The organism is Agromyces sp. NPDC052230 (assembly GCF_040679595.1).
In the GTDB taxonomy this organism is placed as follows: Bacteria; Actinomycetota; Actinomycetes; order Actinomycetales; family Microbacteriaceae; genus Agromyces.
Map to the genome: position 1 here is coordinate 22,285 of NZ_JBFAVC010000004.1, position 22,850 is coordinate 45,134.

Genomic DNA, 22,850 nt, shown 5'->3' on the forward strand with positions numbered 1-22,850 from the left:
TCAGGAACCCGGAAGGAACCCCGCGCGTCGCTCGAACCAGTAGAGGAGCTTCGGGTCCGTGCGTCGCAGTTCGGCGAGCGTCACCGGTTCGGGCCGCACCGTCTCCTCCACGCCGAGGATGCCGGCCACCCGATCCATCGTCTCGGTGTCCCAGAACCGGCCGCGCATGCGGAACGCACCCCGCCCCTCGCGATTGACGACGAACAGCTCCTGGGTGGTGTCGAGGCTGTTGCCGCGGTACAGCTGGATGCGCAGCACGCCCACGATGTCCCGCGCCGGCACGGTGTAGGTGCCGCCGAAGAACCCGCGTTCGACGATGCCGTAGCCGCTCACCTCAGCCTGCGTACGCTGGTACGAGACCCACGCGGCGATGATGAGCGACGCCGTCACGACCGCCGTCACGGCGACGACGGGCCAGCCGCCCTGCGGATCCAGCAGCCACAGTTCCGCGGCGAGGAGGGGCAGCACCAGCGCCACGACGGGCAATCCGATGCTCCACCCGAGCGTGCGACGCGGCCTCAGGGTCGTGACCCTGAGGCCGTCGCCCCCTGCTGTCGTCGGTCCGGGGGAGGAGCCCCCTGCGTCCCCGCTCCTCGTGTCCATCGGTGCCGTTGACATCTCTCACATCATCCGCGCGGACGCCGGTGCGCGCTATTCGGCATTAATGAGGACACGGCCCGGATGCCGGCGGAACGCGGGCGGATGCCGCGGCCGCGAGCCGCTCACGGGGGTAGCGTGGCAGGCAGCCGGGAAGCCCTGCCGAGCGGGTTCGCACCGGTGAACGCGTGAGGAGCGGAGCCGATGCCAGAGCCCAGACGTGTGGCCCTCGCGCTCGGTTCCGGAGGCGCGCGCGGGTACGCGCACATCGGGGTCATCGAGGAGCTCGAGGAGCGCGGCTACGAGATCGTCTCCGTGGCGGGCAGCTCCATGGGCGCAGCGGTCGGCGGCCTCTACGCCGCCGGCGTGCTCGACGAGTACAGCCAGTGGGTGCGCACGCTCACCCAGCGCGACGTGCTGCGCCTGCTGGACCCGAGACTCAAGGCGCCCGGCGCGATCCGCGCTGAGAAGATCATGACGCATGTGAGCGAACTCCTCGGCGGCGCCCGAATCGAAGACCTGCCCATCGCGTACACGGCCGTCGCAACCGACCTCATCGCACGACGTGAGGTGTGGTTCCAGCGAGGGCCGGTGGATGTCGCGATCCGGGCCTCGATCGCGCTGCCGAGCTTCATCACGCCCGTGATGCTGAACGGCCGGCTGTTGGCCGACGGGGGGCTGCTCAATCCGGTGCCCGTCGCCCCGACGGCCGCTGCGCGGGCGGATCTCACGGTCGCGGTGATCCTCTCGGGCGACGCGACGTCGGAGGCAGCCGTGCCGCAGCGCGTGTCTGCCGAGATCCAGCCGCCGGAGGACTGGTTCGACCGGTTCCGGCGAACGGCCGCGGGCGTCCTCGACCGGGACATCGTGCGGATGGTGACCAAGCGCTTCTCGGGCGGGAAGACCGCCGAGCCGGCGACGGCGGCCGACCAGGCCGTCGAGGAGGTGTTCGGCGAGCTGCCTGCGGGGCTGCGGATGCTGGACGTCATGCAGCTGAGCCTCGAGGCGATGCAGGCGATCGTGGGCAACTACCGGTTGGCGGGCTACCCGGCCGATGTCTACGTGACCGTGCCGAAGAGCTCGGCGCGGATGCTCGACTTCCATCGCGCCGACGAGCTCATCGAGCAGGGGCGGGAACTCGCGATCGCCGCGCTCGATCAGTACGAGAGCCGCGGGAACGGCGATACGGAGTTGGGACACGACTCGCTCTGACGCTGTGCCCGTGGGTGAGACGACTCGATCGGCCGGGTCGTCTCGTGGTGTCACGTTGGCGGAGGATGGGGGATTCGAACCCCCGAGGGCTTTCACCCAACACGCTTTCCAAGCGTGCGCCATAGGCCACTAGGCGAATCCTCCGTGGGCGCGGCATCCGGGAACGCGCGCGACCTCATGAAATCGTACCCGACTTCGGGAGCGGCGAAGTTCGCCGCCGCTTCATCGCGGGAACATGCTGTGCGTCCGGCGTCAGGTCGGACACGCCTGATTCCGATGACGAGGCGGCGCGCCGCCATGTTCTGGTGACGGGGGCGGCGTGCACGCCGCCGCGCCGAGCGGGTAGACTGGACGACGGCTCCTCACGTGGCGCCATCCAGGCCAACTCCCCCAGGGCGGAAACGCAGCAAGGGTAACCGGGCTCTGGCGGGTGCGTGAGGAGTCTTTTCTGTTCCCGGGCCCGAGGCAACCGGGGCTGCGTTCATGCGCGCAGGGGTGCGTGAGGAGTCTTTTCTGTTTCCCGGGCACCCGTGCGCCCCCGCCGCGAACCGGAACGCCGTCAATGAACGGATGCCATGCAGTCCTCCTCGACGATTTCGTATGCCGACACTTAAAACGATTGCAGTCTGACTGCAATCGTTGCTAGCCTCAGCCCCAAGCGGACGCCGGTCGTCCAGCGAGGTCGATGCAGTCGAACCACTCCCGTCCATGGTCCACGGGCCACTGCACCGGCCGCTCTCTACGCGTGCGATGACGCATGCGCATCGTCAGTGTCGACAGATCGGGGAGATTCCATGCGCAATCGATCGGATGACGGCGAAGGGCGCGAACCACGTCCGTCGGAATCGGGGCTCTCACGCCGCGGGCTCATCCTCGGCGGAGGTGCCGCAGCGGCGTCGGCCGCATCTGTGGCGTTCGGGCACGGAGCGGCCGCGGGGGCCGCACCAGTCGGCGACCCGCGGTCCGTGCTTCCCGCAGCCCCGGGCGACCCCGGCGGTGATCGCGAGGGCGACCTGCTGCTCGTCAACGGCCGCATCCACACCTTCGATGAGCAGGGCTCGGTCGTCTCGGCGGTCCGCATCCGCGACGGCCGCTTCGTCGCCGTGGGCGCCGAAGCGCAGCGGGGCGCTGTCGGCCAGGCGGCCACCGTCGACCTGCAGGGTCGAACGGTGATCCCGGGGATCATCGACTCGCACAACCACATCGTGCTCGTCGGCAACCGGCCGGGGCACCACGTTGCACTGGAGGACGTCTTCACGATCCCCGACGCCGTCGCCCGCCTGGTGTCGCGTGCGCAATCGGTGCCCGACGCTGAATTCGTCACGACCATCGGGCCGATCTCGGCGATGCAGTTCGCCGAGCGGCGGCTGCCGAACCTGACCGAGCTCGATGCCGTGCCGCGTCCGGTCTTCCTGATGGCCGCGCAGGGCGGCACCGTGACGAACAGCCTCGGCAAGGCCTTCTTCGAGAGCCGCGGCATCACGGGCATCGCCGCGAACGGCACCGTGCCCGGCAGCCCGTTCGGCACGGGCGCCGCGGGCGCGGCGCTCCTCACGCTGCGTCAGGAGTTCCTCACCCCGGAGAGCCGGCAGCGCACCGCGCTCGACGCCCTGCAGTACTACACGGGGCTCGGCGTCACGACGCATCTCGATGCCGGCGCGTTCCACGCCGACCCACCGAACGGCGCGATCTTCGGCGAGAACGTGTTCACGATGCACGAGCCGTTCCTCGCCCTCAACGCCGCAGCATCGCTCCCTGCTCGGGTCCGCATCGACTTCCTGCACCAGGACGTCGTCGACACGCTGCCCACACTCCGGGAACGCCTCAAGAACTCCTTCCCGTTCTTCGGCGACGACATGCTGCGCACGGGTGGCATCGGCGAGTTCACGGCGCAGGGGATCGGCCAGGAGGGCGGCCCCGTGTGGCTCCTCGGCACCCGCGAGGTCGCCAGGGCCGGCTGGCGCAACGAGAACCACTCGCTGACCCAGAACGACTACAAGCTCATCGTGCAGGGCTGGGAGCAGGTCGATGCCGAGTTCCCGATCGGCGAACTGCGCTGGGTGATCGCCCACGTGCCGTTCATGTCGGAGGAGTACGTGCTCCGGTTGAAGGCGCTCGGCGGCGGGCTCAAGGTCGGCTGGGGGCCAGTGCGCAGCGGCGTCGGGGTGGGACCCGCCTATCGCACGATCCTCGGCACGGGCATCCCGGTCGGGTACCACTCCGACGGCGGTGACATCACGGTCATCAATCCGTGGTTGAACTTCTACACCATGGTCACGGGCCGGAACCTCCGCGGCGACCTCATCAACGAGGGGCAGACCGTGACCCGCGACGAGGCGATCCGGCTCGCCACCGCGGCCAACACCTGGTTCCTGCGCGAGGACGACCTCGGCCCGATCGCGGTCGGGAACCATGCCGATCTCGCCGTGCTCGATCGCGACTTCTTCTCGGTGCCCGAGGCCGAGATCCCGCAGGTGCGCTCCGTCATGACCGTCGTCGGCGGACGCGTGGTGCACGACGCCGGGGTGGTTCCCGGGCGCGGCAACTGACCTCGGCGGATCCCGGCACGGCACCGTTGCCCGACTGCACCACACCACGACAGGAACGAGGAGCAGAGACATGACACGTGAATCGAAGCGCGGCGACGACCGCGAGACCACTCCATCAGAATCGGCCGGTGGGATCAGCCGGCGGGGACTCCTCCTCGGTGGCGGCGGCGCGGCGGCCGCCGCGGTCCTCGCGGCCGGCTCCCCGGCCGCCGTCGCGGCTGCAGCCGCACCCATCGCCGCGGGCGTGGCCGCGTCCATCCCGGCGTACACCTCGAGCCGACCCGGGGTCGGCGAGCTGCTCCTCGTGAACGGCCGCATCCACACCATGGACGACGGCGACGCCGTGGTCGAGGCGGTGCGCGTGAGCGGCGGCCGATTAACAGCGGTCGGCTCCGAGGCCCTTCGTGGCGACGCCGTGACGCGCGTGGACCTCCGCGGGCGCACGGTCGTTCCCGGTCTCGTCGAGAGCCACTCCCACTTCGTGAGCCTCGCGAACCGGCCCGGCTACCACGTCGCCCAGTGGGAGCTCGCGAAGAACATCGACGAGGTGCTGGCCTACCTCGCCGCGCGCCGTCCCGAGGTTCCCGAGGGCCAGTTCATCACCGCCATGGGCGCAGGCACTCCGCGCATGTTCGCCGAACAGCGACTGCCCACCCTCGCCGAGATCGATGCGGTCATCCCCGACCGACCGGTCTTCCTCTACCAGAGCGGGTTCGGTCCGGCTCGGGTCAACACGCTCGGCAAGCAGTACTTCGAGGCCATCGTCGATCTGCCGGTCACCGTCGGGGCCGACGGCACGATCGCCGGCGGCAACCCGAGCATGGCGAACCGCGCGCTCTACCACCTGCGGCTCGCGCAGACCTTCGAGGACAAGCGACGCAGTGCGCTCGACGCGATGGCATTCTCCGCGGCGGTCGGCGTGACGACGGTGCTCGACCAAGTGCTGCCCGCCACCGCGGGGGCCACGCTCGACCCGTCGCTCCTGCCGCCGCAGCCGACCGACGCGCTCTTCCGGCTCGATCACTTCCGCATGTACGACGCCTGGCTCTCGCTGCACGCCGAGGGTCGCGCGTTCCTCCGGCTCCAGATGAACTTCCTGCACAACCAGGGATACATCGCAGAGCTCGGCGGCCTCGAGCAGCAGTTGCCCGAGCTCAAGGAGCGGCTCAAGAACCAGTTCCCCTTCTTCGGCGACGACCTCCTGCGCACGGGCGGCATCGGCGAGTGGGCGGCACCCTTCGCGGCACCGACGAACGCCAACGGCTACGCGGTCTGGCTCGAATCGCAACGACTCGTCGCCAAGGCGCGCTGGCGCAATGAGAACGCGCAGGGCGGCAGCCCGACGAGCACGCAGAACATCGAGCAGGTCGTGGCGACCTACGAGCAGATGGAGGCCGAGTTCGGCATCACCGACCTGCGTTGGGGCCTGCAGCACGCCGACTTCGCGACGCCCGACCAGCTCGCTCGCCTCAAGGCGCTGAACTGCGGGGTCTCGACGTCGGGCTTCCGCTGGCTCGGCGGCACGCCCCGCGCCGACGGCCTCCCCGTCGGCCCCCTGTTCCGCCAGATCCACGACAGCGGCATCGCCATGGGGCTGCACGAGGACGGCGTGCACATCGCGCCGCACAACCCGTGGTTCGCGCTGCACTACGCCACCACGGGGCTGAACGTGTCGGGCCAGCAGATCAACCCGGGGCAGCAACTCACCCGTCAGGAAGCGCTCCGCGCGTACACCCGCGGCAATGCCTGGTACCTGAACCGCGAGGACGACCTCGGCTCGGTCGAGGTCGGCAAGCTCGCCGACCTCGTCGTGCTCGACAAGGACTACTTCTCGGTGAGCGACGCGGAGATGCGCGACATCCGTCCGGTGATGACGATCATCGGCGGTGACGTGGTGCACGACACCGGCGCGGTGAGCGGGTAGCGCTCGATGGATCGGGCGTCGCGTCGGCGACGCCCGATCACCGGCCGGCGCGCGCCGCCAGGTAGGCGTCGAGCGCCTCGCGACTCGTCTTCGCCGGGAGGTAGCCGAGCACCTGCTTGAGCCGCGTGTTGTCGAGCACCGGCCGATACCGGAGGAAGCCCACGCGCTCGGGGCCGTGCACGGTGAGGCGGAGGGCGTGCGCCACGCCGAGCACCGCGGTCAGCAGCCGGGGCGGCACAGTGATCGTGCGCTTGCCGAGGGCGGCAGCGATCTCGGTCACGGTGACGCGCCCGTCGCCTGCGACGTTGAACGCGCCGGTCACGTCACCCGTCGCGCCGCGCACGATCGCGCCGACCACGTCGTCGACCCACACGAACACGAACGGGCTCTCCGAGCCCGCGATGCGCAGGATGCGCGGCCCGTCCCAGAGCGCCGTGATCTGGTTCGCGACGGTCGGCCCGAGGATCGTGCCGATGCGCAGCACCACCTGCCCGACCGACGGATGCTCCGTGCGGTACGTCGCGAGCAGCTCCTCGACGAGTCGCTTGTGCCGCGAGTAGCTGAACTCCTCGTTGCCCCGGATCGCGTCGTCCTCGGTCAGCCACTCGGGGTTGTCGGCGTGGTAGCCGTACGCCGCGCCCGACGAGGACACGACGATCCGGGTCACGCCGCCCGCGACGGCGGCGTCGAGCACGTTGCGCGTGCCCTCAACGTCGACGCGGTACTCGAGCTCTTCGCTGAGCCCGCCCGGATTCACGATGGCGGCGAGGTGCACGATCGTGTCGATCGCGTGGCGTTCGACCACCGAGGCGACGGCTGCGGCATCCGTCACGTCGCACGGTTCGACGACGACCCCGTCGGGCACGGATGCCGCGGGCGGACGCACATCGCCCGACACGACGAGCCCGACCTCGGGGTGCGCGGCGAGCGCGCGCACGGCGTTCGAGCCCAGGAACCCGCTGCCGCCCGTGACGAGGACGCGCCTCATGCGCCGGCCTCGGGTTCGGGCGCCGAGGCGGCCGCCGGTGCCGCCGGCGCCGCAACCCCGGCCGCGGCATCCGCTCGCTTCGTTCGCCTCGCCCAGAGCGTCGCGAGTGTGAGGCCCGCGATGATGTCCCAGATGCCCCACCAGCCGGCGACGATCGCCATGCCGCCGAGTCCGCCGAAGAACGAGAACACCAGCCCGAGGCCGAGGCCCGCGTTGCGGATGCCGACCTCGAACGTGATCGCCTTGCGCTCGGGCACGCGGAGGCCGCCGATGCGGGCACTCGCGTAGCCGAGGCCGAGCGCCACGGCGTCGTGCAGGAACACCGCGAGCAGCACGATGCCGATGTACGCCATGAAGGTCGCCCAGTTGCCGGCGAGGGCAGCGACGATGAAACCCACCAGGCCGATGAGGCTCACCCAGCGCGCGTACGGCTGCACGCGGCCGGCGAAGCGCGGCCAGAGCGCGCGGATGCCGAGCCCCGCGAGGAACGGCAGGCCGATGATGAGGAAGATGTCGAGCAGCATCTGCCAGCCGTCGAGGCTCACGGCCCGCACGAGCTCGCTCGCGGTGGGGTGGAGGCTGGCCCAGAACGCGAGGCTCACCGGCAGCAGGAAGATGTAGATCACGTTCGCCACGGCCGTCATCGACACCGAGAGGGCGACGTTGCCGCGAGCCCGGTACGTGAGCACTTGCGAGATGTTGCCGGGCGGGCAGCACGCGACCAGGATCATGCCGAGCGCGATCGACGCCTGCACGTTCAGCAGCAGCGTGAGCCCGAACGTCACCGCGGGCAGCAGCACGATCTGCGCCAGGAGCGCGATGACCATGGCCTTCGGTGCCCGCGCGACGGCTTTGAAGTCCGACGGCGACGTGTCGAGCGCGATGCCGAACATGATGAGCCCGAGCACGATGTTGAGCGCGATGAGCGAGCCGGGCGAGAAGTTGAGGACGACGTCGTCGATGTTCATGCTCGGGTCCCTGCGGTCGAGGTGGGCTGGTCGGATGCCGCTGGGGTGCCGGATGTCGCGGGGGTTCCGGATGCCGCCGCAGCGCCCGTCGCCGCGGGCAGCGTGCGGAGCATCCGCTTCATGGTGCGTCGGTACGCGTCCTTGTTCACGTAGTACGACATGCGATCGAGTCCGAGGTAGCGGTAGCCGCCCGTGAGGTCGGGCCACGGGGCATCCGCCGCCGCTCGGAATCGGGATGCGGCATCGGGAGCCCGGCGCTCGGCCGCGAGGTAGGCGGCGATGAGCTCGGCCTGCTCGTAGCGTCCCTGCCAGCCGATGCCGGACGCCTCGATCATGCCGATCACGAAGAGCCCGTTGAACGACGGCGGGAAGATGTTGAGGAAGAGCTTCGGCGCCGCCGCGGTCCAGTCGAGGTGCGTGCGGTCGACGAACGGGTAGTCGAGCGTGTAGCCGGTCGCGAGCACCACGAGGTCGTAGTCGGCCGCGGTGCCGTCGACGAAGTGCACGGTGTGCCCGTCGAAGCGGTCGATGTCGGGCACCACCCGCAGGTCGCCCTGCCCGAGGTGGTTCAGGATCAGCGTGTTCACGATCGGATGCGACTCGTAGATGCGGTAGTCGGGCTTCGGGAACCCGAATCGCGTCGGGTCGCCCGTGAACGCGCGGAGTACTCGGGTGTCGATGAACTGCTTGAGCCGGGCGGGCAGCGGCCGGCCCTGGTTGAGCGTGTCGGCCGGGCGGCCGAACAGGTACCGGGGCACGAAGTAGTAGCCGCGCCGCACCGAGAGGTCGACGGATGCCGCGTGGTGCACCGCATCGACCGCGATGTCGCAGCCCGAATTGCCCGCGCCGATGACGAGCACGCGCTTGCCGTCGAACACCTTCGCGGACCTGTACGCGCTCGTGTGCATGACCTCGCCCGCGAACTCGCCGCGGAAGGCGGGCACGTTCGGCTCGGCGAGCGTGCCGTTGGCGAGGATGACCGCCGAGTACTCGCCCGTGATGGTCTCGCCGGCGGAGGTCACGGCGGTGATGCGCCAGCCGCTCGCGCCGCTCGCGCCGTCGGCGCCGACGGGCCCGACCGGCTCCACCGCCGTCACGCGCGTGTCGAACCGGAAGTGCTCGCGCAGCGCGAAGGCGTCGGCGTAGGCGCGGAAATACGCGAGGAGCTCGCGGTGACCCGGGTAGTCGGCGGTCGACGACATCGGGAACTCGGCGAACTCGGTCGTGGTTCGCGACGAGATGAGATGTGCCGACTCGTACATGGTCGATCGCGGGTTGTCGATGTTCCAGAGCCCGCCCACGTCGGGGCCGGCCTCGAATCCGACGAAGGGGAGGCCGGCGCGGGAGAGGGCGCGGGCCCCGGCGAGGCCGGAGGGGCCCGCTCCGATGAGGGCGATGGGGTTCACGATGGTTCCTGGGACGGGTTCGCGCGCGAGGGATCGGGCACGGCGATGTGCCCGATCAGCATAGGCGAACCGGACATCGGATTCCGCTCGAGGCATCCGTCGTCGGATTCACGCGGAGGCGGCTGGGTAGGCTTGGACGCGTGGCGCACCGCATCTACATCTGCTCCGCCGAGGGCAATACGGGCAAGTCCACCGTCGCGCTGGGCATGCTCGACACCCTCACGAGGCGCGCCACGCGCGTCGGGGTGTTCCGCCCGATCTCGCGGTCCACCGAGGAACGCGACTACGTGCTCGGCCTGCTCCTCGCGCACGACGGCGTCGTGCCGCTCGACTACGAGGACGCGATCGGGGTCAGCTACGACGACGTGCACGCCGACCCCGAGGCCGCCCTCGCCACCATCGTGCAGCGGTTCAACGACGTCGAGGAACGTTGCGACGCGGTGGTCATCATCGGCTCGGACTACACGGATGTCGGAAGCCCCACCGAGCTCGGATTCAACGCGCGCATCGCCGCGAACCTCGGTGCGCCCGTGCTGCTCGTGCTCGGAGGTCGCGTCACGCAGGGGAAGGGGCGGTCCGAGCGGCTCGGGTACTCCGACGCCCGAACGCCGGGCGACCTCGCACAGATCACCGAGCTCGCGCTCGAGGAGCTCTCGCGTGAACACGCGACCCTGCTCGGCATCGTCGTGAACCGGGCCGACCCCGAGGCGCTCCACGCGATCGTCGCCTCGGTGCAGGATGCGGCCCTACCGAACCCCGGCGGCGGGCATGCGCTCGCTGCCATGGCCGACTCCGAGACATCCGTCGCCGTGTGGGCCATCCCCGAGGACCCGTTCCTCGTCGCCCCCTCGATGCGCACCATCATGGAGGCCGTCGACGGCGAGCTCTACGCCGGCGATCCCGACCTGCTGAACCGGGAGGCGCTCGGTGTCGTGGTCGCCGCGATGTCGATGGAGAACGTGCTGACCCGGCTCATCGAGGGCTCGGTGGTGGTCGTCCCGGCCGACCGCAGCGAGGTGTTGCTCGCCGTGCTCACCGCTCAGAACGCCGCGACGTTCCCCTCGGTCTCTGGCATCGTGCTGAACGGCGGGTTCCCCCTGTCCGAGGCCATCGAGCGGCTCGTCGACGGGCTCAAGGCCGACCTCCCGATCATCCGCACCGAGCTCGGCAGCTACGACACCGCGCTCGCGATCACGCACACCCGTGGACGCCTCGCCGCCGAATCGCAGCGCAAGCGCGACACGGCCCTCGCGCTCTTCGAGAAGCACGTCGACGGGCACGACCTGCTCGACCTGCTCGACGTCGCCCGTCCCGAGGTCGTCACGCCGCTCATGTTCGAGTACGGCCTGCTCGAGCGCGCGAGACGCGAGCGCAAGCACATCGTGCTGCCCGAGGGGTACGACGACCGCATCCTCCGCGCCGCCGCCACCCTGCTGGCGCGCAACGTCGCCGACCTCACGATCCTCGGCGAGGAGATCGAGGTCAGGGCCCGTGCGATCGCGCTCGGCCTCGACATCTCGCGGGCAACCGTCCTCTCGAACCACGACCACGTGCTCGTCTACCGCTTCGCCGACGAGTACCAGCGCCGGCGGGCGCACAAGGGCGTCACGCTCGAGCAGGCACGCGAGACCGTGCAGGACGTCTCGTACTTCGGCACCATGATGGTCGCCCTGGGACTCGCCGACGGGATGGTCTCGGGCGCGATGCACACGACCGCGCACACGATCCGGCCCGCGTTCGAGGTCATCAAGACGAAGCCGGGCGTGGAGGTCGTCTCGAGCGTGTTCCTCATGGCGCTCGCCGACCGGGTGCTCGTCTACGGCGACTGCGCCATCGTGCCCGACCCGACCGCCGAGCAGCTCGCCGACATCGCGATCTCCTCCGCGGCCACCGCGGCGCAGTTCGGCATCGAGCCGCGCATCGCGATGCTGTCGTACTCCACGGGGGAGTCGGGCACGGGCGCCGATGTCGACAAGGTGCGACGGGCCACCGAGCTCGTGCGTGAGCGCGCCCCCGAGCTGCCGGTCGAGGGCCCGATCCAGTACGACGCCGCCGCCGATGCCGCCGTCGCCCGCACGAAACTGCCCGAGTCGACGGTCGCCGGCCGCGCGACGGTGTTCATCTTCCCCGACCTCAACACGGGCAACAACACGTACAAGGCGGTGCAGCGTTCGTCGGGCGCGGTGGCGATCGGCCCGGTGCTGCAGGGCCTCAACAAGCCGATCAACGACCTCTCCCGGGGCGCGCTCGTACAGGACATCGTGAACACCGTGGCGATCACGGCGATCCAGGCGGCGGATGCCTCGTGAGCGTCATCCTCGTCATCAACTCGGGTTCCTCGTCGCTGAAGTACGAGCTCATCGACGTGGATGCGCGCGAGACGCTCGCGTCGGGCCTCATCGAGCGCATCGGCGAGCGAGCCGGCCGCGCCACGCACACCGTGCCCGTCTCCTCGACACCATCGGTCGAGCGAGCGGATGCCCCCTCCCAGTCGACCCGCGAGCTGCCCATTCCCGACCACACCGCGGCGTTCCAGGTGATGCTCGAGGCGTTCGCCGAGCGCGGCCCGTCGCTCGAGGTGCACCAGCCCGTCGCGATCGGCCACCGCGTCGTGCACGGTGGCAAGCGGTTCTTCGAGCCGACGATCATCACCGACCTCGTCAAGATCAATATCGACGATCTCGCCGAGCTCGCGCCGCTGCACAATCCCGCGAACCTGCAGGGCATCGAGGCTGCCCAGGCGATGTTCCCCGACGTCCCGCACGTGGCCGTGTTCGACACGGCGTTCCACCAGACGCTCCCGCCGGCCGCCTACACGTACGCGATCGAGGCCGACGTGGCTGAGAAGTACCGCGTGCGGCGCTACGGGTTCCACGGAACCTCGCACAAGTACGTGTCCGAGCAGGCCGCGGAGTTCATCGGCATGCCGCTCGCGGCGGTGAAGCAGCTGGTGCTGCACCTCGGCAACGGCGCCTCGATCACGGCGGTCGACGGCGGCCGATCGGTCGAGACCTCGATGGGGCTCACGCCCCTCGAGGGACTCGTGATGGGCAGCCGATCGGGCGACCTCGACCCCGCGGTGCTGTTCCACCTGCACCGAAAGGCCGACCTCTCGTTCGACGAGCTGGACACGCTGCTCAACACGCGCAGCGGCCTCGTCGGCCTGTCGGGCACCCGGGACATGCGCGACGTGCTGGAGCGCCGTGCCGATGGCGACGAGGCGGCGACGCTCGCATTCGACGTGTACGTGCATCGCCTGAAGGGCTATGTCGGCGCCTACTATGCACAGCTTGGCCGGCTCGATGCCATCTCCTTCACGGCGGGAGTCGGCGAGAACGCAGCGCCCGTGCGCGCCGCCGCGCTCGCGGGGCTCGAGCGCCTGGGCATCGAGATCGATGAGGAACGCAACGCCGAGCGGTCGAACCAGACCCGGAGGATCTCGACGGATGCCTCGGAGGTGACCGTGCTCGTGGTGCCCACCGACGAGGAGTTCGAGATCGCGCGCGAGACCCTCGCCGTGGTGGAGGCGGGGTCGCCGACGCGCGGGTAGCGACCGACGGGTCGGCAGGTGCTGCCGTTCGATGCGCGCGAAGTGTCCCTCCCAGCGGATATACGATCCGCCACACCGTGCTGTGCGGTGACCTCCCGGCGTGGCGGATCGTATCTCCGCAGCAGCGTGCGCGGGTGCTGCACAGTCACGCGGCGGTGACGGCGGCCGAGGCGCGGGCGTGTGCGAGCTCGGCGGCGATCGTGGCATCCGCTCCGACGCCGTCGATGAGGCTCGATCGGCGGGTGCGCTGGAAGCGGAGGCCGACGGCGGTGAGCCCCGGGATCCCCGTGACCCCGTGCCGATGGCGAAGCTCGCCGCGGTCGTCGAGCAGCAACGGGGGCAGCCACGAATAGTCCCGCCGGTAGCTACCGGCCCAGATGACGGTGCGGATGCCGCCGCCGACGAGGTCGAGCGACGTGGGCGCCTCATGCGGACTGAACTGGGTGGGTCGATCGGGCACTCCCGCGTCGAGCCCGTCGCGGGAGATGACCGCGTCGATGCGGTCGAGGGTACGACGCATGACGCGATCGGCGGCCGCCACGCGGCCGGCGAGGGCTGCATCGAACTGTGCGGTTCGCCCGTTCGCGCCGATGAGGCGCCCCACGAGTTCCCCGTGCGGGGCATCGTGAGGGAAGACCGCGTCGACAGCATGTCGTCTCGAGGGCGGAACGCCCGAGACGAGAGGACAGAGATGAACGACGCACTGGGGATGTACCTGGTGATCAAGGCCGAGCACGAGGCGCTGCTCGCCGAACTCGCCGATCGCGAACGGCTGCGCGGGTTCCCGCGGGCCCGCGCCCGGGCGACCCGCGCCCGACGGCTTCGCGCGGCCGTGGGCCGGCTGACACGATTCGCGCGACGGCGTGAGGCCCGCCTCGTCGAGACCGCCGGGTGAGGGTCAGCGCACCAGCCGCGCGCAGTCGATGCAGAGGTCAGCGGTGGGGCGCGCGTCGAGGCGCCCGACCATGATGCGCTTGCCGCAGCGGGTGCAGACGCCGTAGCTGCCGTCGGCGATGCGGGCGAGCGCTCGATCGACCTCGGAGAGTTCGGACTTCACGTCGGCGAGCACCGCGGTGCGCTGCGACCACTCCTGCGTCATGGTCGGGCCCTCGGGGTCATGTTCGTCGTCGGCAGTGGCATCCGATCTCGCGGTGCGCACCTCGGCCATCGCATCGCCGAACTCCGCGAGCCGTTCCTCTGCATCGGCCCGCTCAGCGCGGAGCCGTGCCTCGAACCGTGCGAGCTGCGCCGGGGTCATCGTCGTCGCCGTCATCTCGCCCCCCTTCCGGTTCAGAGCATGTTACGCCACGGATATCCGGAGGCGGTGTCACACGCGGGAACTACGATTGACACGTGGTCACCGCCCTGTATCGCCGCTACCGGCCTGAGACGTTCGCCGAGATGATCGGCCAGTCGCAGGTGACCGAGCCGCTCATGACCGCGCTTCGCACCGACCGGGTGAATCACGCGTACCTGTTCAGTGGGCCGCGCGGCTGCGGCAAGACGACCTCGGCGCGCATCCTCGCCCGTTGTCTCAACTGTGCCGAGGGCCCGACCGACACCCCCTGCGGCGTCTGCCCGAGCTGCATCGAGCTCTCGCGTGGTGGCGGCGGCTCGCTCGACGTCGTCGAGATCGACGCCGCGAGCCACAACGGTGTCGACGACGCCCGCGACCTGCGCGAGCGCGCCGTGTTCGCACCAGCCCGCGACCGCTACAAGATCTTCATCCTCGACGAGGCGCACATGGTGACGCCGCAGGGCTTCAACGCGCTGCTCAAGCTCGTCGAGGAGCCGCCCGAGCACGTGAAGTTCATCTTCGCCACCACCGAGCCCGACAAGGTGCTCGGCACCATCCGCTCGCGCACGCACCACTACCCGTTCCGGCTGGTACCGCCCGGGCCCATGCTCGAGTACGTGCAGAAGCTCTGCGCCGAAGAGGGCGTGGAGGTGGCGCCCGGCGTGCTTCCGCTCGTGGTCCGCGCGGGTGGCGGCTCACCTCGAGACACGCTGTCGCTGCTCGACCAGCTCATCGCCGGGTCGGAAGGGCCCACCATCGACTACGAGCGGGCCGTCGCCCTGCTCGGCTACACGCACGGGGCGCTGCTCGACGAGGTCGTCGACGCGATCGGCGCGAAGGACGCCGCCGAGGCGTTCGCCGCGGCCGACCGGGTCGTGCAGACCGGTCAAGACCCGCGGCGCTTCGTCGAAGACCTGCTCGAGCGGCTGCGCGACCTCATCGTCGTGGCCGCGTCGTCGCCCGAGGCGGCAGCTGCCGTGCTGCGCGGCATCCCCGACGACGAGCTCACCCGCATGGCCACGCAGGCCGCGGCGTTCGGCCCGGCCGAGCTCTCCCGCGTCGCCGACCTCGTGAACCAGACGCTCACCGAGATGACCGGGGCGACGTCGCCGCGACTGCACCTCGAGCTCATGCTCGCGCGCGTGCTGGTGCCCTCGAGCGACGACACCGAGCGTGGCGCGCTGGCTCGCGTCGAGCGGCTCGAGCGCCGCGTCGGCGTGACGGATGCCGCGGCCGACGCCGAGGAGGTCGGGTCGTCGAGTGGCGCCACGCGAAGCGCACCGCGCATCGAGACGCCCGCACCGCCCGTGGCGGCTCGTGACGCTGGTCGGGGAGCCGCGGAGTCTCGTCTCGAGAGCCCCGCACCTGCCGAGCCCACCCCGCCCGCCCCCACGCCGGTCGGCCCGGTCACCCTGCAGCTGATCCGCGATGCGTGGCCCGAGATCCTCGGCGTGCTCGAACGCACGAAGCGCACCGCGTGGATGGCCGCGATGACCGCCAAGGTCATCGACTACCGCGCCGACGAGGTGCTCGTCCTCGGCTTCCCGAGCCAGAACGACGTGAACGACCTCCGCGGAGGCACGGGCGTGCAGAGTCCTGCCGAGCTGCTGCGGCGGGCCATCGCTGACGTGCTGGGCGTACAGGTGAAGTTCCTGCCGCGGGTGGTCGGGGCGCAGGCCACGGCACCAGAGACGGCACCGGCGGGGGCCCCTCAGCCCGACGCGCCGTCTGCGCCCTCGCCCGCCCCGTCGGTGCAGGCGGCCGACCGAATGCCCGCGCCCGACCCGGTCGCGCCCGCCCAGTCCGCCCCGGCCGTCGCGAAGCCGGCATCCGCACGGCCTGCATCGGCCCCGGCCGCGCCCGTCGACTCCTGGGCCACCGTCGCGATCCCGACCGACGAGCCCGACGTGCCGGTACCGCCGGCCGGGTCCAACGCATCCGCGACCGCTCCGGCCGCCGGCGTGCAGAGCATGCGCGTCGCGCCGAGCGCCACGGCGATCGCGGTGGCCGAGCCGCCGGCCGCGACATCCGCCGACCTCGTCGACGTGCCCGACGATATCGAGGCGCCTCCCGAAGACGTCGAACCACCGTTCGATCCGGGCCCACCGCCCGAGATCGTCGTCGACATCGCGCCGTCGACCACGCCGACCGAGGGCGGCATCCAGCGGTACGGCGAGGCCGTCGTGCGCGAGGTGCTCGGCGCGACCTTCCTCGAGGAGGTCGAGGCGCCCGGGCGCACCGGCTTCGGGGAGCGTGGCTGACCCGTGTATGAAGGCATCGTCCAGGAACTCATCGACGAACTCGGCCGCCTGCCCGGCATCGGGCCGAAGTCCGCGCAGCGCATCGCATTCCACATCGTGCAGACCGAGCACTTCGACGTCAGTCGACTCGCCGAGATCCTCACCGACGTGCGTGACAAGGTGCGCTTCTGCGAGATCTGCGGCAACGTGTCCGAGCAGGAGACATGCTCGATCTGCCGCGATCCGCGACGCGACCCGCACCTCATCTGCGTCGTCGAAGAGGCCAAAGACGTCGTCGCGATCGAGCGCACGCGCGAGTTCCGTGGCCTCTACCACGTGCTCGGCGGCGCGATCAGCCCCATCGACGGCATCGGTCCCGACGAGCTCCGCATCCGGCAGCTCATGCAGCGCCTCGCCGACGGCACCGTCACCGAGGTCATCATCGCCACCGACCCGAACCTCGAGGGCGAGGCCACGGCGACATACCTCAGCCGGCTGCTCACGACCCTCGAGATCCGGGTGACGCGGCTCGCGTCGGGCCTTCCCGTCGGCGGCGACCTCGAGTACGCCGACGAGGTCACGCTCGGTCGCGCCTTCGAGGGCCGACGCGTCGTCGGCTGAGCCGCGGCACCCGCCGCGCGGCGGTGGCCGAGCTGTCGGTCCCGGCCCCCATGCCGTCAACGCAACGACATGCTGAGGACGGTTCGAACGATCCCACCGACGAGGTCGTCGTCAGTGCGGGTCATTCCGATCTTCTCGGCGACGCGGCGGGACGCGGCGTTGTCGGGGTGAATGATCGCGACCAGCTCGGCTGCGCCGAGTTCGTCGCGAGCGAAGTCCCGGCACGCGGCCGCTGCTTCAGTGGCGTACCCGAGTCCTTGCAGGTCGCTGCGTACGTGGTATCCCACTTCCAGCATTCGCACCCCGTTGACGGGCTGCCAGGTCAGGCCGCAGTCGCCCACGAACTCACCGTCGACGGTTTCCACGATCCAGAGTCCGTGGCCGCATTCGTCGTAGTTGCGGAGATTCCACTCGATCCACTGGCCTGCTTGATCACGCATCTTCGGAGCCGGGTAGAACTGCATCACCTCGGGATCACCGAGCAACCCGGCCATGTCGTCGAGGTCGGCACCGGACATCTCGCGAAAGCGGAGTCTGGCGGTGGGGCTGGGGATCATTCGCACGATCCTATGTGAACGCGGAAGGCCGGCTCGGGCCGCGTGACGACCCGCATTGGGCCTGCTCAACGCAGCACTGCGACGAGCACGGTGACGCCGACGACGACATCGAAGACCGCGCACGCCTCGGCGTACCAGCGCCAGACCACGACGTTCGCCCGGTGCAGCGCGGCGTCCCACCCGGCGTGGAGGATCCATCCCGCGGCGATCAGCATGCCGGCGACGAAGGGGTCGACCACCATCGCGAGCGCGGCGAGCGCCGTGTAGGCGATCGCGCCGAGCACATGGAGTGCGAGGAGCCGACCATCGCGGAACTGGCGGCGGAGCGCCCCGATCACGAGGTATTCGACGCCCAGCAGGATCAGGATCGGTGCAGGGACGATGCTCGGATCCAGCATCTTGCCGAAGGTGAGGAGCAACGCGAGCACCGTCGGCCAACGCCGTGCGATCCGCTCGAGCTGCCGACGGGACGCGCCGGGTTCCGCCGCCGTGATCGCCGCAGGATGCCCGACCGGACCCAGTTCCCGAGCACGAAGCGCGACGGCCGCCGCGACGGCGGGGATGACGAGGAGATGTCCGAGGAGCACCGCATCCATCGCTGAGACCGCTCCGAACCAGAACGGCACGAGCGGTGCAGCGAAGGCCGCTGCGATCGCCCCGAGCACCGCCATGATGGATCGCGTGGTGCGGCGGCGGTGGAGCATCCACATCGCGGTGCCGAGGGCGATGTCGATCGTCATCACCGCAGCCACACCCTCGGGTCGCAGCAGGAGGGTGGTGAGGTCGAGGGCCGCGATCGACGCCGAGGTCACCTGATCGACGAGGAACATCGAGAGTGTCGCGACGAGGAGCAGCTCGAGCGTGCCGAGTGCGACGCGCGCCATGACCTGCCGGGATGGCCCGACGGGGCGGGTGGTCGCCGGCTCGGCGACGAGGTGTTGTGTGTGTTCGCTCATGAGGCCAGCCTCTGCCGGGTAGGCGCGTGGGAGGCGAGGCAGGATGTCATCGCTCGATGTGCGTTCTGCACGGGTCGGCCGTGCACCCTCAGCGCCTAGACTCCGATGTGTGAGCGCCACCGTCGATGCCGAACGCAGCGCTCTGCGGGTTCGTCGCGCCCGCGTGCTCACGCTGGTCTGGCTCGCGACCGCCGTGTTCAGCAGCGTGCTCATGCCCGGGGTCGGGGTGCTCCGCGAGACCCGGTCGCTGTGGGTGCTGCTCGGCACGCTCGGCATCGTCGTCTTCGCCACAGCCCAGGCGGGTGTCCTGTACGGAGCGGTCACCCCGGGAAGGTCGGTCGCGGCCGCCCGCGGCTGGCTCGTGGCGTTCGGGGCGGCGGCGGGGCTCTCACTCGCGCTCGTGGCCCCGGTGGCACCGGGGGACTGGGCGACGTGGTCGTGGATCGGCGCGGCGATCGTGGGAACCGTCCCGTTGCTGTTCTCACCGGTCCGCGCCGTCGCGGTTGCCGCGGTCACCGCCTGCGTCGGCGTCGGGGTGGCCCTCGCGATGGGCGGTTCGCCGCTCCAGACCCTCCTCATCATCCTCGGCCTCGGGGGCGGAATCGCACTCGTGAATTGGAGCCCCGTCTGGCTCTGGAGCCTCGTCGCCGACGCGCACGCCGGCCGGGAGTCGAGTGCCGCCCTCGCCGTCACCGAGGAACGGCTGCGATTCGCCCGCGACGTGCACGACCTGCTCGGGCACCGCCTCTCGATCATCGCCCTCAAGGCCGAGCTCGTCAGCCGCACAGCCGTCGATCGCCCGGATGCCGCGGCGAGCGAGGCAGCCGAGATCCGTCGCCTTGCCGCGACCGCCCTCGGGGAGGTCCGCTCTGCCGTCTCCGACTCGCGGCGGGTCGACCTCGGTCGCGAACTCGAGGCCCTCCGTGGCGTGCTCGAGGCATCCGGTGTGCGCTGTACAGTCGACGCGCCCGACGGTGCGACCATCGACGTGCCACCGAAGGCGGCCGGGGTGCTGGCGCCGGTCGCGCGCGAGGCCGTCACTAACGTGATGCGCCACAGCCGCGCCTCCCGCTGCGGGATGTCGCTCCGGCGCGCCGGCGACGCCATCATCCTGACGGTCGAGAACGACGGCGTCGGTGCGGGCGGCGACGCTGCCGGCAGTGGCCTGATCGGCATGCGCGAGCGTCTCCGGGAGGCGGGCGGCACGCTCGAGGTCGAAACGAACGGCAGGGAATTCGTACTCCGGGCCACGATCGGAGTCGTGGGATGATCCGCGTGCTCGTCGCGGACGACGAGGAACTGATCCGGGTCGCGCTCGCGCAGCTCCTCGACCTCGAGGAGGACCTCGAGGTCGTCGCCCAGGCGACCGATGGGCGGAACGCGCTCGACGCAGCGCTGCGACACCGTCCCGATGTCGCGGTCGTCGACCTCGAAATGCCGGCCCTCGACGGCATGCAGGTCGCGGCAGAACTCAGCCGTTCCCTTGCGACGTGCTCGGTCGTGATCCTCACCGGGCGGGGCCGGCCCGCGCACCTGCAGCAGGCGCTCGCGGCCGGCGCACGAGGCTTCCTCGCAAAGGGTGCGCCCGCCTCGGCGCTCGCCGACGTGATCCGGCGCGTGCACGACGGGCAACGTTACGTCGATCCTGCGCTTGCCGCCGCCGCCCTCGCCATTCCGCCTTCGCCGCTGACGGAACGCGAGCTGGAGGTGCTCCGTCTCGTTGCCGAGGGGTGGGACAACGCAGGCATCGCCGCGCGAGCCCACCTCGCCCCGGGTACGGTGCGCAACTATCTCGCCTCGGTGCAGGCCAAGCTGGGCGCATCCGACCGTCATCATGCCGCACGCCTCGCGAGGGACGCCGGATGGATCTGAACCACGAGCCGACCGTTGACGCTGTCGGTGGGCGCGCATAGAACGGACGCATGACGAGCGCAGGAACCCGTTGGGTCGAGGGATACGTGCAGGCGTGGGAATCGAACGACCCCGATCAGATCAGAGCGTTGTTCGCCGATGACGGGGTCTACCTCACCGCTCCCGACCACGAGCCCCGTCGTGGTCACGGGCAGATCGTCGCCGGCTGGCTCGAGGATCGCAACGAGCCCGGTGCCTGGTCGTTCGACTGGAACATCATCCACGAGGACGACGGCTTCGTGCTCGTGCAGGGCCGCACGCAGTACCCGGCCGAGAAGGACTACCTGAACCTCTGGGTCGTGCGCCTCGATGCCGCCGGGCGGGCGACCGAGTTCACCGAGTGGTACATGCCGCGCAAGCATCAGGCCTGACGGGCGCCCCGCTCGCCGCCGCCGCGACGAGCGGGGCGGTCGATCACTCCGTCACGCACTCGTACGAACTCGCCTGGTCGAGGGAGCCGTACCCCTGATACTTCGGCCACGACGGGTACTCGCACATCGGACGAGTACGGTCCGCGCCCGCGTTACCGTCACGTGCGATGAGCCCTGACGGCGCGACGCCCTGCTCCACCCAGTCCACGATCGTGTCGAGGCCGTCGTACTGCGCGACGAAGCGCCCCTGCCCGTGACCCCACCCCGGGACCATGTAGAACTTCAGGAACGAGTCGAGCCGTTTCCCGAACTCGTCCTGCAGCGCCGCGTAGTACTGCAGCGTGTTGTGCGGCGTGATGAAGTCGTCGATCGTGCCATGGGTGAGGATGACCTTGCCGCCGTACGCGCGGAACTTGTTGAGCGAGACATCCGTCACATCCATGATCTCGCCCACCTCCTGCACGCGGTCGGCGTAGTCGAGCGGGTCGACGGTGTAGCCGTTCCAATCGGGCGGATTGCCCGCCACGCCGTACTGCATCGTCGCGTTGAACACCTGGAACTGCAGGCCCTGCGACAGCGGTCCGGAGCCGAAGCCCGCGAAGCCCTGGTACAGCGCCCCCTGGAACAGCGCGCTCTTCGCGAACACCGAGTTGCCCTCGATCTCGATGCCGAGGTCGTAGTCGGTCGTGATCTTCACGGCCGCTGCGATCTCGACCTCCGAGAGGCAGGTGTCGACCGTCGCCGGGTCGACGCCCTCGGGACAGGCGAGCGTCTGCACGTCGAACGCCTCGTCGCACGCGCCGACGTTGCTGACGATGCCATCGGCCGCGCCGTCGAGCGTGTCGCAGGTCGCGTACACGGCGTTCGTGATGGTCGCCGTCTCGGCGGCGTTGAGATGCCCTGCGCCGCCGTCGAGCAGGAGCGCGTCGCGGAAGTTCACCGCGCCGACGTGCATCATCGTCACGTTGTACGCCGGGTAGTTGGCGATGATGCCGTCGTAGTCCTTCGGGTAGCGCGCTGCGGCGTCGAGGGCCTCGTGACCGCCCTGCGACCCGCCGATGAAGTACGACCACTGCGGCTCGGCACCGTAGGCCGCGTCGATGACGGCGTACGCCGCGTCGTGCGCCTTCTTCACCGACCACTGGCCGTAGTTGAGGAAGAGCTCCTCGTCGAGCTGGAAGGTTCCGTCGAAGCCCGGCCCGCCCTGGTGCCCGCCGTCGGAGCCGAGCGTGACCCAGCCCTGCGAGAGCGCGGTGGGAGAGCCCGTCGGCTGCGCCGTGTAGTTGCCGGTCGCCGTGACGAGCGAGCCGTCGAAGCCACCGCCGCCGAACTGCAGCGTGCGACCGTTCCAGTCGGCGGGGAGGTTGACGCGGAACTGCATGTCCTGCGGCGCTGACACCGCGCGGATCCAGCCGGTGACGGCGCAGTAGTTCCCCGCCGCGTCCCAGACCGCGGTATCGATGTCGGCCCCGCTCGTCGGCAGTCCGATGTCGCTGGCAGGAATCGTGAGCTCGGCGAGCGGCGCGCAGTCCGCCTCGGCGAGGACGGGCGGCTCGCCATGCTTGCCGCCCGGTGCCGCAGCAGCCGATGTGGCCCCCGCGGTGATGAGGAACGCGGCGATGATGCCCATCGACACCGCCGTCGCTCGCTTGAACACTGGAATCATCCGACGCTCCCTTGCGTAGTGATGCGCAGCAACGGTG

The 22,850-nt window shown here is 70.4% G+C and carries 20 protein-coding genes, 1 tRNA gene and 1 other RNA gene; 12 read left to right on the forward strand and 10 right to left on the reverse strand.

Going from position 1 to position 22,850, the window contains the following annotated elements:
* Entirely contained in the window at positions 1–477 is a 477-nt protein-coding gene (locus AB0K73_RS10155) for a hypothetical protein (protein WP_360512967.1), read from the reverse strand.
* A gap of 324 nt (positions 478–801) precedes the next feature.
* Here AB0K73_RS10155 and AB0K73_RS10160 point away from each other — a divergent pair, with 324 nt between their 5' ends.
* The gene (locus AB0K73_RS10160; RefSeq protein ID WP_360512965.1) at positions 802–1,809 is read left to right on the forward strand and encodes a patatin-like phospholipase family protein; all 1,008 of its coding nucleotides are present in this window, start codon (positions 802–804) and stop codon (positions 1,807–1,809) included.
* 56 nt (positions 1,810–1,865) lie between these two features.
* Here AB0K73_RS10160 and AB0K73_RS10165 read toward each other — a convergent pair.
* Positions 1,866–1,953, reverse strand: a tRNA-Ser gene (locus tag AB0K73_RS10165).
* Between the two features lie 209 nt (positions 1,954–2,162).
* On the opposite strand from AB0K73_RS10165, the gene ffs reads away from it, so the two are divergent.
* From ffs to AB0K73_RS10180, 3 genes are all read left to right on the forward strand, one after another.
* Positions 2,163–2,259: signal recognition particle sRNA small type (ffs, locus tag AB0K73_RS10170), an RNA gene on the forward strand.
* A gap of 344 nt (positions 2,260–2,603) precedes the next feature.
* The gene (locus tag AB0K73_RS10175; RefSeq protein WP_360512963.1) at positions 2,604–4,358 is read left to right on the forward strand and encodes an amidohydrolase family protein; all 1,755 of its coding nucleotides are present in this window, start codon (positions 2,604–2,606) and stop codon (positions 4,356–4,358) included.
* 70 nt (positions 4,359–4,428) lie between these two features.
* Entirely contained in the window at positions 4,429–6,282 is a 1,854-nt protein-coding gene (locus AB0K73_RS10180) for an amidohydrolase family protein (RefSeq protein ID WP_360512961.1), read from the forward strand.
* 37 nt (positions 6,283–6,319) lie between these two features.
* Here AB0K73_RS10180 and AB0K73_RS10185 read toward each other — a convergent pair whose 3' ends face one another.
* Genes AB0K73_RS10185 through AB0K73_RS10195 form a run of 3 tightly spaced genes read right to left on the reverse strand, consistent with a single transcriptional unit; the run spans position 6,320 to position 9,644 of the window.
* The gene (locus AB0K73_RS10185) at positions 6,320–7,270 is read right to left on the reverse strand and encodes an NAD-dependent epimerase/dehydratase family protein (protein ID WP_360512959.1); all 951 of its coding nucleotides are present in this window, start codon (positions 7,268–7,270) and stop codon (positions 6,320–6,322) included.
* Positions 7,267–8,238, reverse strand: coding sequence for a bile acid:sodium symporter family protein (locus AB0K73_RS10190; protein WP_360512957.1), 972 nt, complete (start codon positions 8,236–8,238; stop codon positions 7,267–7,269). The genes AB0K73_RS10185 and AB0K73_RS10190 overlap by 4 nt, the downstream gene beginning before the upstream one ends.
* Positions 8,235–9,644 carry an NAD(P)/FAD-dependent oxidoreductase gene (locus AB0K73_RS10195; protein ID WP_360512955.1) on the reverse strand — a complete coding sequence of 470 codons (1,410 nt, stop codon included), beginning with the start codon at positions 9,642–9,644 and terminating at the stop codon, positions 8,235–8,237. The genes AB0K73_RS10190 and AB0K73_RS10195 overlap by 4 nt, the downstream gene beginning before the upstream one ends.
* Positions 9,645–9,784: 140 nt before the next feature.
* Here AB0K73_RS10195 and pta point away from each other — a divergent pair, with 140 nt between their 5' ends.
* Positions 9,785–11,953 (forward strand): phosphate acetyltransferase, encoded by a 2,169-nt coding sequence (gene pta, locus AB0K73_RS10200; protein ID WP_360512953.1) that lies wholly within the window; start codon positions 9,785–9,787, stop codon positions 11,951–11,953.
* Entirely contained in the window at positions 11,950–13,194 is a 1,245-nt protein-coding gene (locus AB0K73_RS10205; protein ID WP_360512951.1) for an acetate kinase, read from the forward strand. The genes pta and AB0K73_RS10205 overlap by 4 nt, the downstream gene beginning before the upstream one ends.
* Before the next feature lie 145 nt (positions 13,195–13,339).
* Here the strand turns inward: AB0K73_RS10205 and AB0K73_RS10210 are convergent, their stop codons facing one another.
* On the reverse strand, positions 13,340–13,798 hold the full coding sequence (locus AB0K73_RS10210; protein ID WP_360512949.1) for a hypothetical protein: 459 nt from the start codon (positions 13,796–13,798) through the stop codon (positions 13,340–13,342).
* Positions 13,799–13,885: 87 nt separating this feature from the next.
* Here AB0K73_RS10210 and AB0K73_RS10215 point away from each other — a divergent pair, with 87 nt between their 5' ends.
* Positions 13,886–14,089, forward strand: coding sequence for a hypothetical protein (locus AB0K73_RS10215; RefSeq protein ID WP_360512947.1), 204 nt, complete (start codon positions 13,886–13,888; stop codon positions 14,087–14,089).
* Positions 14,090–14,092: 3 nt separating this feature from the next.
* Here the strand turns inward: AB0K73_RS10215 and AB0K73_RS10220 are convergent, their stop codons facing one another.
* Positions 14,093–14,467 (reverse strand): TraR/DksA C4-type zinc finger protein, encoded by a 375-nt coding sequence (locus AB0K73_RS10220; RefSeq protein ID WP_360512945.1) that lies wholly within the window; start codon positions 14,465–14,467, stop codon positions 14,093–14,095.
* A gap of 80 nt (positions 14,468–14,547) precedes the next feature.
* Here AB0K73_RS10220 and AB0K73_RS10225 point away from each other — a divergent pair, with 80 nt between their 5' ends.
* Complete coding sequence (locus AB0K73_RS10225) at positions 14,548–16,752, forward strand: DNA polymerase III subunit gamma and tau (protein ID WP_360512943.1); 2,205 nt, start codon at positions 14,548–14,550, stop codon at positions 16,750–16,752.
* Positions 16,753–16,755: 3 nt separating this feature from the next.
* Entirely contained in the window at positions 16,756–17,352 is a 597-nt protein-coding gene (gene recR / locus AB0K73_RS10230) for a recombination mediator RecR (RefSeq protein WP_360512941.1), read from the forward strand.
* A gap of 56 nt (positions 17,353–17,408) precedes the next feature.
* Here recR and AB0K73_RS10235 read toward each other — a convergent pair whose 3' ends face one another.
* Positions 17,409–17,909 carry a GNAT family N-acetyltransferase gene (locus AB0K73_RS10235; RefSeq protein WP_360512939.1) on the reverse strand — a complete coding sequence of 167 codons (501 nt, stop codon included), beginning with the start codon at positions 17,907–17,909 and terminating at the stop codon, positions 17,409–17,411.
* Positions 17,910–17,974: 65 nt separating this feature from the next.
* The gene (locus AB0K73_RS10240; protein WP_360512937.1) at positions 17,975–18,865 is read right to left on the reverse strand and encodes a hypothetical protein; all 891 of its coding nucleotides are present in this window, start codon (positions 18,863–18,865) and stop codon (positions 17,975–17,977) included.
* 109 nt (positions 18,866–18,974) lie between these two features.
* Here AB0K73_RS10240 and AB0K73_RS10245 point away from each other — a divergent pair, with 109 nt between their 5' ends.
* From AB0K73_RS10245 to AB0K73_RS10255, 3 genes are read left to right on the forward strand one after another with little or no spacing between them, the layout of a single operon-like run.
* A complete protein-coding gene (locus tag AB0K73_RS10245) occupies positions 18,975–20,135 on the forward strand; it encodes a histidine kinase (RefSeq protein WP_360512935.1) in 1,161 nt (386 codons plus the stop codon).
* On the forward strand, positions 20,132–20,737 hold the full coding sequence (locus AB0K73_RS10250; RefSeq protein ID WP_360512933.1) for a response regulator transcription factor: 606 nt from the start codon (positions 20,132–20,134) through the stop codon (positions 20,735–20,737). Before AB0K73_RS10245 ends, AB0K73_RS10250 begins: the two co-directional genes overlap by 4 nt.
* A gap of 50 nt (positions 20,738–20,787) precedes the next feature.
* A complete protein-coding gene (locus AB0K73_RS10255; protein ID WP_360512931.1) occupies positions 20,788–21,147 on the forward strand; it encodes a nuclear transport factor 2 family protein in 360 nt (119 codons plus the stop codon).
* A 43-nt stretch (positions 21,148–21,190) separates the two neighbouring features.
* On the opposite strand, the gene AB0K73_RS10260 is transcribed toward AB0K73_RS10255, so the two are convergent.
* Positions 21,191–22,813 carry a tannase/feruloyl esterase family alpha/beta hydrolase gene (locus AB0K73_RS10260; RefSeq protein WP_360512929.1) on the reverse strand — a complete coding sequence of 541 codons (1,623 nt, stop codon included), beginning with the start codon at positions 22,811–22,813 and terminating at the stop codon, positions 21,191–21,193.
* Positions 22,814–22,850 lie beyond the last annotated feature (37 nt).